General features: G+C 47.4%; 9 protein-coding genes. All 9 read right to left on the reverse strand.

Annotated elements, in window-relative coordinates; translation table 11 throughout:
* Positions 1 to 908 (reverse strand): ABC transporter substrate-binding protein (locus tag RMO35_RS24800; RefSeq protein WP_309745373.1); only part of this gene is annotated, 908 nt, incomplete at its 3' end.
* Positions 909 to 1,256: 348 nt separating this feature from the next.
* On the reverse strand, positions 1,257 to 1,565 hold the full coding sequence (locus RMO35_RS24805; protein ID WP_309745375.1) for a hypothetical protein: 309 nt from the start codon (positions 1,563 to 1,565) through the stop codon (positions 1,257 to 1,259).
* Positions 1,566 to 1,664: 99 nt separating this feature from the next.
* Positions 1,665 to 1,970: a hypothetical protein gene (locus RMO35_RS24810; RefSeq protein ID WP_309745377.1), complete on the reverse strand. Its 306-nt coding sequence runs from the start codon at positions 1,968 to 1,970 to the stop codon at positions 1,665 to 1,667.
* A 543-nt stretch (positions 1,971 to 2,513) separates the two neighbouring features.
* Positions 2,514 to 2,822: a hypothetical protein gene (locus RMO35_RS24815; protein WP_309745379.1), complete on the reverse strand. Its 309-nt coding sequence runs from the start codon at positions 2,820 to 2,822 to the stop codon at positions 2,514 to 2,516.
* A 99-nt stretch (positions 2,823 to 2,921) separates the two neighbouring features.
* Positions 2,922 to 3,227, reverse strand: a complete 306-nt coding sequence (locus RMO35_RS24820; RefSeq protein WP_309745381.1) for a hypothetical protein — start codon at positions 3,225 to 3,227, stop codon at positions 2,922 to 2,924.
* Between the two features lie 395 nt (positions 3,228 to 3,622).
* Positions 3,623 to 5,449 (reverse strand): hypothetical protein, encoded by a 1,827-nt coding sequence (locus tag RMO35_RS24825; RefSeq protein WP_309745383.1) that lies wholly within the window; start codon positions 5,447 to 5,449, stop codon positions 3,623 to 3,625.
* A 1-nt stretch (position 5,450) separates the two neighbouring features.
* The gene (locus tag RMO35_RS24830) at positions 5,451 to 5,939 is read right to left on the reverse strand and encodes a 2TM domain-containing protein (protein WP_309745386.1); all 489 of its coding nucleotides are present in this window, start codon (positions 5,937 to 5,939) and stop codon (positions 5,451 to 5,453) included.
* A 147-nt stretch (positions 5,940 to 6,086) separates the two neighbouring features.
* Complete coding sequence (locus RMO35_RS24835) at positions 6,087 to 6,293, reverse strand: DUF2839 domain-containing protein (RefSeq protein ID WP_309745388.1); 207 nt, start codon at positions 6,291 to 6,293, stop codon at positions 6,087 to 6,089.
* A gap of 300 nt (positions 6,294 to 6,593) precedes the next feature.
* Positions 6,594 to 7,766 (reverse strand): molybdopterin-synthase adenylyltransferase MoeB, encoded by a 1,173-nt coding sequence (gene moeB / locus RMO35_RS24840; RefSeq protein WP_309745390.1) that lies wholly within the window; start codon positions 7,764 to 7,766, stop codon positions 6,594 to 6,596.
* Positions 7,767 to 7,833: the final 67 nt, after the last annotated feature.

Below are 7,833 nucleotides of genomic sequence, written 5' to 3' on the forward strand. Positions count from 1 at the left end.
GGGTTGTCGAGGGGCTGCTGGAGGACGTTGAGGATCAAGTAGCTAGTCACGCTGCCATCGATCGAGATCGACTGCCATTTCCCGGCTTTGGCACCCTCTTCGAGACTCTTGACTTGATCGGGTTCGAGCGATTGGAAGGCAACATCCACCAAGCCAGTCCGGAAGGAGTTGTACAGATTGGCAGGGTTGTTATTGAAGATCTGGACATTGACTTCGCGATTGAGTGGTTTGGCACCCCAATAACGATCGAATGCCACTAATCTTACCCGATCGGTACTATACTCTTTGAGTTCGTATGGCCCAGTCCCGACAAAGGTATTGGCTTCAAACTTATCTTTGCCAATCTTGTAAGCTTTCGGTGAGAGCGCACAAGTACCCGGAAAAGCCAGCATCGAGGCAAAAGCCGCAAAGGGCTTTTTGAGCTTAATCGTCAATTCGTAAGTACCAGTTGCCGTAACTGACTCCACCCGCTCGGCTAACAAAAAGGCTGGCTTTCCTTCATTTTGGATAAACCGTTGGAGTGAAAATGCCATCGCTGCGGCATTAAAAGCAGTGCCATCGTGGAACAATACCCCCTGACGAAGCGGAATCTTGTAAGTCAAACCATCCGCGCTCACGGTGGGTAACGCTGTCGCCAACTGGGGCTTAATCTCGGTGCTGCCAGGATCGTAAGTATATAACCTATCGCTCAAGTTCCGAATCAACGCGATCGATCTCAATTCATAAGCATCGGCTGGATCGAGAGTGCGCGGTTTTTGGGTCGTACCGACGGTAATGCGTCCTGGCTCGTTACTTGCCGTAGTCGCAGGGTTGCTACTTTGCGAGCAACTTGTTGTCAATAGCACTCCTAAGAGCAGGAGGCGGCGACCGAGCGCGGCGGGGATTAAACTAACAGACCATCTAGGCATAGATGTAGGCGATCGTGACCAGAATAAGGGCTGCATCTAGATTGGAGTCAAGCGAACCTGACGATCTAAAATTTTTGCAGGTAGGTTACTTAATATATAACGATTTGGCAACCTTTTTTTGCGCGGCTATCTACTCATCACTCGATCTCAATCTGATTGGCGCTCAAATAAATCAAAAGGCTCGCCTACATTATCTAGTAAGCGAGCCTTTAGAGCGCGATCGAATCCTAACTCATCAGCAGCTATGGTGCTAGATAACAGCCAGGGAATGATTAACAAAGAACAGGGGTCGAGATCCCCATCCTAACAACCAAATTCTCAATTCTCAATTCTCAATTCTCAATTAATTTAACGAGTGACGCGTTTGAAGTTAGTAACTTCGGTCGCATTGATTTGAGTAGTGTCATTGAAGCGACCTTGAACGTCAGCCCCTTGACGGTTGGTGACAGCAGTACCAGTGTTACCGGAGCTACGACGACCGCTTTGGTAATTGTCAACTGAAGTAACGTTGACTTGAGCCGTACCGTTACCAACACCAGTGACGATCGCATCCTGTGAGCTATTGACTACAGTCGCAGTATCATCAGCATGAGCGGGAAGAGATAAACCGATGGTAACGAAGCTTAAACCGACAACGAGGATAGATTTGAAGTTCATGATGGATTTCCTATTAGTAGAAAAGTTAAGTAATGACAACGTAATGGGCAGTGGATTTGCGGTTATCGATTGAAGTGCTAGATAACCGCAGGGCGATGATTAACGACTGTTGCGACGGTTGATAACTTCTGTCGCATTGATTTGAGTAGTGTCGTTGTAGCTACCTTGAACGTCAGCCCCTTGACGGTTGGTAACAGCAGTACCAGTGTTGCCGGAAGTGCGACGACCGCGCGAGCTGTTCTCAACTGAAGTAGTGTTGACTTGAGTCGTCCGGTTGCCAGTACCAGTAACGATCGCATCTTGTGAGCTATTGATGACAGTCGCCGTATCATCAGCATGAGCGGGGAGAGATAAACCGATAGTAGCGAAGCTTAAACCAACAACGAGAATAGATTTGAAGTTCATGATTTTGTTCCTATGAGTGACTAATTAGTGATTTACTTATGCTCAAAACTACAAATATTAAATGTTAATTTCGTAAGAGTTCGAGATTTAATTTCAACTTTAATCTAATTCTTACGGTGTTAACTGGGTGTGTGTTTTGTGTCTTTTGCGTTCGTATCTATAACTACAAATCTAGATATTCACTTTCCGTAAATCTTGACAGATAAAATCAAATTTATTTAGTAAAGCTGCTGAAACCCAGATTGGTATGAGGTAAGAGGTAATGGGTAATGGATAATGGGAGATAGATTATAAATTAGTGGGCGTTTAGATCTATTTATAGCAATCCTATTGATTTGCAAAAAGATAGTAGGGTGTGTTATCCCGGAGGGTAACGCACCAAAGATATAGCAACCGCCAAGGCTATTAGGGCTGACTTAGCAAAAACCGATCGCCAAAAAATCAACGTGCTGACTCAGATTGCTGAGGGCAACACGTTGATTTAAATAGATGAAATAGAGCGATTAGCGATCGAGCAAAGTGCAAATCCGATCGTTGTAACTATTAGCGAGTGACGCGCTTGAAGTTAGTAACTTCGGTCGCATTGATTTGAGTAGTGTCATTGAAGCGACCTTGAACGTCAGCACCTTGACGGTTGGTAACAGCAGTACCAGTGTTACCGGAGCTACGACGACCGCTTTGGTAGTTGTCAACTGAAGTAACGTTGACTTGAGCCGTACCGTTACCAGTACCAGTGACGATCGCGTCCTGAGAACTATTAACTACAGTCGCCGTATCATCAGCATGAGCGGGCAAAGATAAACCGATGGTAACGAAGCTTAAACCGACAACGAGAATAGATTTGAAGTTCATGATTTTGTTCCTATGAGTAGAAAAGTTCAGTAATGTGGCTGTAGCAAAGAGTGGATTTGCGGTTATCGATTGAAGTGCTAGATAACCGCAGGGATGGGATTAACGACTGTTACGACGGTTGGTAACTTGAGCGCCATTGATTTGAGTAGTGTCGTTGTAGCTACCTTGAACGTCAGCCCCTTGGCGGTTGGTAACAGCAGTACCAGTGTTGCCGGAAGTGCGACGACCGCGCGAGCTGTTCTCAACTGAAGTAACGTTGACTTGAGTCGTCTGGTTGTCAGTACCAGTGACGATCGCATCCTGGGAGCTATTGATGACAGTCGCAGTATCATCAGCGTGAGCGGGGAGAGATAAACCGATGGTAACGAAGCTTAAACCAACAACGAGAATAGATTTGAAGTTCATGATGGATTTCCTATAAGTGATGAATAGTGATTTACTAACACTACAGACTACAAATCTTGGTTGGTTAATTCCGTAAAGGTTCGAGATTTAATCTAAACTCTAATCTGTGTTTCTACGGTGTTAACTGGGTGTGTAGTTTGTGTCTCGTGCGTTCGTACCGATAACTACAGATCGGTAAATCCACTTTCCCGAAATCTTGCCAAATAATATCTCGATCGATTACTTATTCTCGATTTAATAATGCTCGATACTGCTTTTACAAACGATCGCAGCAACTAGCTCGCAAGTAAAAATAGCTGGCGATCGCGCCAGTCTCTAAGCATAAATACGACTCTAGCTCTCGATCGCTCACCGTAATTACCACAACTAATCGATCGCACTATCCCCTATCCCCTCTAAGATGTAGCATCATTAAGCGGTTGACGGCAGTGATAGAGCTGGTATTTATACCCGTAGACTCCCCGCGTAAACTTTTTGGAGCGCACGCAAGTAGGTGGCAAATTACTGGGCGCATTAAAATTAATCAGCCACAGATCGATCGATCGAGACTGTCGAGCAATTATTTCGCCCAACAGCTTAGTAGCAGCACAATCGCGCTCGCAAAATTTCTGAGCTTGACGAGCCAAAAGAAACTGCGTCTTCGCCGCTAGCTGCTGCCATTCTGGGTGCTGCATTTCCCAAGCTAGTCCCATCATCTCGCCAACTTGAATCAAACTATTATGTGTCGTCGCAATTAAGACGGGAATCGGTGCCGATTGCCCAATTATCGGGACGATCTGTTCGGGGCGATAATATTTGTGGTAGCCGTAATTGCTAGCGACGATCGCACTACTGATGACTCCCATCAGGATAACGATCGTCACGGCTTGCTTGCCCGATACCCATTTGGCAAGCGACGGTTTACTGCGCCAACAACTCGCCAATCCCAAACCGAGGAGCATCATCAGGCTGGGGAAATAGACAAAGTGATACCGCGCCCCCCGTGTAATATCGATGCCAGTCAGCCAGGGTAGCGTCAAATATAACACCAGGGCGCTGGCTGTAAACCACAAGATCGCGATCGTCTCAACTTGGAATTGTGGTTGTCGCCACTGACTTCGCACGCCACGATCGAGTAGTGGCGTTACCCACACAAAAAAGATCAGCATCAAAATTGCCGACAAAATCACGATCGGGATATTCAGATCGATCGGACTATCTGAGAGCGTCGTAATCGGTGGTAACTCTGTCACTTCTACTAATAGTAGTGACAGCATCGAGATCGCCGCCCCGAGAATTTGAAAAAAGGGATTGAAGACTTCGATGAGTTTATGCGGTGGATTGTCGATCCAGCCCGGAACCGTCCGATCGACATTAGCCACAAACAACCACAGCCAGAAAGCCGCGCCAGCAGTGGTAGTTGAGATGGCTACTGCCAATCGCCGCCACGTCGGTGGTACTCGCCTGCGTGCGAGTGCCGCATTAGGCAGTTGCGCCTGATGAGCCTGCCACCGCCAGACAATCCCCAGAGTAATTGCTTGGGCGATGAGGGCAATCCCAAATAAGTAATGCGTTCCCATCCCCAAAATATTCGCACTCACCCAAACGGCAATCGGCCAGAGTGGTAAATTTTGGCGGCTTACCAGATGCCGACAGGCGATCGCCAGACAATTAATCGAGACGATCGTCCACAAGCTCGCTAAACTATAGTGGCGCGCTTCTTGGGCGATAAATACCCCATACGGCGAGACAGCCAGCATCGCCGCCGTAAAATTGGCGATCGATCTAGCTGTCGGCGCATCTTCTGGGCGCGTTCCAAATGTCAGATAACTCCAAATATACCCGCAGGGAATCGTCAGAGTGCCGATTAGCGCGGGTAAAGCCCTAGCACCCCACAGGCTGACTAAGCCACCATGAGGGGGAAATAACTGCATCCACAAAGCTGCTAAGCCAAAGTAAATCGGCGGCTGCCGATCTTCGATCGAGACGCGCTCGATAATTTTACTTAGTACTACTTGGGGATGGGGAATTAGGGGCGCTAGTAATGTCTGAATATCGATGACTCGATTGAGTGGCACCGACTTGAAACTATTACCCACCGTCAATACTAGCGTCCGAAACTCATCCGCCCACGGTGGCTTGCCCTCTAAATTCGCAAATCTTAAACCAGCACCCAGAAGCGTCCAGATTAATAGCCACAACCATTGTTGCCACTGTCTGTCTGCGCTCCGATTGGGTGACATATTACACTAATTTATCGATTAAGCCCGTAATCGACTTGTGAATCTTTTGTTTGCGCTGCCAATTTCCGAAGGCGCGATCGTAGGCTTGTCCTTGACGCTGATAGAATAATTTCCAGGCATCTAACCCGACGCCCATTCCCCAAAAGATCAGCACGTATAAAGACCACGGTACGCCAAATCCCGTCAAAAAGTTCAGCGCGACTAGACAAGTATTCGTAATCGCATATTTACCAAATTTAGCTTCTAGTTTCGATCGACGGTAGTTATCGAATTCTTGGAGCTTGACGCTATTACCTTGCTGAGTCAACCATTTGGTTTCAGCGAGTTTGAGCGTACCCGGTTCGATCCGCAATTCTTCAGCGATTTCTAATAGCTGAGCGTAGGACAATTCCGTATCTGCATCGGGATGTTGCGCCAGAGCGATATTGAGAATCTGCTGGACATCTTCTTGAGTGTACGATCGAGTTAAGGCTTGTTCTGAAGAATTCATATCAAATCTGGGGCGGAGCTGTTCTCCTGCGACATCAAAACTAGAGAAGGGGGATGTATCTAGACAAGAGTCTATATTTATTATGACATCGAACAACTAGTGCTGTCGGCAGCGATCGCTACCCTAATTACCGTACTTAGCCGCCGTCTAACCCACGAGTTGCCACCAGCCAAAAGTTGGCCCAATCAGCCGCACTGTCAGCCACCCCAGCACCAGCAACCCAATCCCAATCCACGCAAATTGGGTGCTCACGCGGACAAATTCTGACGATTGCGCGATCGTCAGCGGCAACCATGAGACAATCCGTTTTGATTCTACTTGTCCACTTTGTTGCCGCCGTTTTGCGTCACCCATAAATATCCCTCGCTTAACCCTACATTCACTGAATCTAGAGACGATCTGCTATGGGTGTCAAGGTTGTGCAACTTATTTTAATCAAATTTGGTGGGGAAATGGGAGATGGGAGATGGGGGATGGGAGTGACAATCTAAAATTTAAGGTAGGGGCAATTCATGAATTGCCCCTACCTTAAATTTTAGCTAGTAGTAGTAGGGTGGGCACTCCCCACCAACTAGGTTTCAGGCATAATCTACTTCATAAATAATTACGCCCACCTACTTAACAAGACCAGCGTACAATTAATCGCCATTGCGATTAATATTCCAGCACCGAAGCATCTACTTCGCGACTCCAAGCCTGAATCCCACCCTTGACATTCGTGCCCTCAATCCCGGCATCCTTGAGAATCGATAGAGCTTTCGCCGATCGACCGCCCATCTTACAATGAGCGATGAGACGATGACCGTTGAGCGCAGCTTTAACCTGTTCGATACCCTTACCCTGCTCGATATCCGGTAACGGAATCAAGATCGCACCCGGAATTTTGGCAATATCGTACTCATTGGGATTGCGGACATCAATCAACACGAAATCATCAGCACCGCTATCGATTAGTTGTTTGAGTTCGGTTACAGTCATTTCTGCCAGCATACTTTGTTGCTCCGCTTCAGCCGCTTTCGCTTGAGGAATTCCACAAAACATTTCGTAATCGATGAGTTTTTCAATCACCGGACGCACGGGATTGGGTCGCAGTTTTAGCTCGCGGAACTTCATTTCTAGGGCATTATACAATACCAATCGCCCGCTGAGTGTCGTCCCCTGACCGAGGATAATCTTGACAGTTTCTGTCGCTTGAATCACCCCAATAATGCCCGGAAGGATGCCCAAAACACCACCTTCAGCACATGAAGGTACCATCCCTGGTGGTGGGGGTTCTGGATACAAATCGCGATAGTTTGGCCCACCTTGGTAGTTAAAGACGGTCGCCTGTCCTTCAAATCTGAAGATCGACCCATAGACATTGGGTTTATCTAACAATACACACGCATCGTTAACTAAATACCGCGTGGGGAAATTATCGGTGCCATCGACGACGATATCGTAAGGACGAATGATATCGAGGGCATTTGCCGAACTTAAGGCTGTCTCATAGAGGTCTACTTGACAGTAAGGATTGATTTCATGAATCCGATTTTTCGCCGATTCAATTTTGGGTTTCCCGACCCAGGAAGTACCATGAATGACTTGACGCTGGAGATTGGAATGATCTACCACATCAAAATCGACGATGCCCAGCCGACCGACGCCAGCCGCCGCCAAATAGAGCAACAATGGCGAACCGAGTCCCCCCGTTCCAACGCAGAGGACGCTGGCGGCTTTGAGACGCTTTTGACCGTCGAGACCGACTTCTGGTAGGATCAGATGTCGCGAATAGCGGGCATATTCTTCAGGTAATAACTGGATTTCATCCAGATTCGGATCGAGCATAGCTAGTTTAGTTAAAGCTGATGATTGGTGAGTTCAACAGCGATCGCCAAGAGGTGTGGTATCTAGA

Source organism: Chamaesiphon sp. OTE_20_metabat_361, assembly GCF_031364565.1.